1 rRNA gene is annotated in these 1,577 nt (G+C 60.7%); it reads left to right on the top strand.

Features of this window, described 5'->3' with window-relative positions:
- Nucleotides 1-1,463: ribosomal RNA gene (locus ABD298_RS18620) — 16S ribosomal RNA — on the top strand; the annotation flags it as partial.
- Nucleotides 1,464-1,577: the final 114 nt, after the last annotated feature.

Raw genomic sequence — 1,577 nt, 5'->3', positions numbered from 1 at the left:
GAACGATGAAGCCCTTTCGGGGGTGGATTAGTGGCGAACGGGTGAGTAACACGTGAGCAACCTGCCCTTGACTCTGGGATAAGCCTGGGAAACTGGGTCTAATACCGGATAGGACCTCCTGCCGCATGGTGGGGGGTGGAAAGCCTTGTGCGGTCTTGGATGGGCTCGCGGCCTATCAGCTTGTTGGTGGGGTGATGGCCTACCAAGGCGACGACGGGTAGCCGGCCTGAGAGGGTGACCGGCCACACTGGGACTGAGACACGGCCCAGACTCCTACGGGAGGCAGCAGTGGGGAATATTGCACAATGGGCGCAAGCCTGATGCAGCGACGCCGCGTGGGGGATGACGGCCTTCGGGTTGTAAACCCCTTTCGGCAGGGAACAAGCCTCTTGGGGTGAGGGTACCTGCGGAAGAAGCGCCGGCTAACTACGTGCCAGCAGCCGCGGTAATACGTAGGGCGCGAGCGTTATCCGGAATTATTGGGCGTAAAGAGCTCGTAGGCGGTTTGTCGCGTCTGCTGTGAAAGCCCGGGGCTCAACCCCGGGTCTGCAGTGGGTACGGGCAGGCTGGAGTGCAGTAGGGGAGACTGGAATTCCTGGTGTAGCGGTGAAATGCGCAGATATCAGGAGGAACACCGATGGCGAAGGCAGGTCTCTGGGCTGTAACTGACGCTGAGGAGCGAAAGCATGGGGAGCGAACAGGATTAGATACCCTGGTAGTCCATGCCGTAAACGTTGGGCACTAGGTGTGGGGGCCATTCCACGGTTTCCGCGCCGCAGCTAACGCATTAAGTGCCCCGCCTGGGGAGTACGGCCGCAAGGCTAAAACTCAAAGGAATTGACGGGGGCCCGCACAAGCGGCGGAGCATGCGGATTAATTCGATGCAACGCGAAGAACCTTACCAAGGCTTGACATGTGCCGGACCGTCCCAGAGATGGGGCTTCCCTTCGGGGCCGGTTCACAGGTGGTGCATGGTTGTCGTCAGCTCGTGTCGTGAGATGTTGGGTTAAGTCCCGCAACGAGCGCAACCCTCGTTCCATGTTGCCAGCACTTCGGGTGGGGACTCATGGGAGACTGCCGGGGTCAACTCGGAGGAAGGTGGGGACGACGTCAAATCATCATGCCCCTTATGTCTTGGGCTTCACGCATGCTACAATGGCCGGTACAAAGGGTTGCGATACTGTGAGGTGGAGCCAATCCCAGAAAGCCGGTCTCAGTTCGGATTGGGGTCTGCAACTCGGCCCCATGAAGTCGGAGTCGCTAGTAATCGCAGATCAGCAACGCTGCGGTGAATACGTTCCCGGGCCTTGTACACACCGCCCGTCAAGTCACGAAAGTCGGTAACACCCGAAGCCGGTGGCCCAACCCCTTGTGGGGGGGAGCCGTCGAAGGTGGGACTGGCGATTGGGACTAAGTCGTAACAAGGTAGCCGTACCGGAAGGTGCGGCTGGATCACCTCCTTTCTAAGGAGCATTGCGCCCCCTGTGGTGGGTGCCGGTGGCCGCATGGCGTGCCGGCCCTGGGGGGTCAGCAGCCCCGTTTCGTGCCCGGATGTGGTGCGGCGGGTGCTCGTGGGT

Origin of the sequence: Sinomonas flava, assembly GCF_039531875.1 — a bacterium.
Classification (GTDB): domain Bacteria; phylum Actinomycetota; class Actinomycetes; order Actinomycetales; family Micrococcaceae; genus Sinomonas; species Sinomonas flava.
This window is presented reverse-complemented; position numbering and strand designations above follow the sequence as displayed.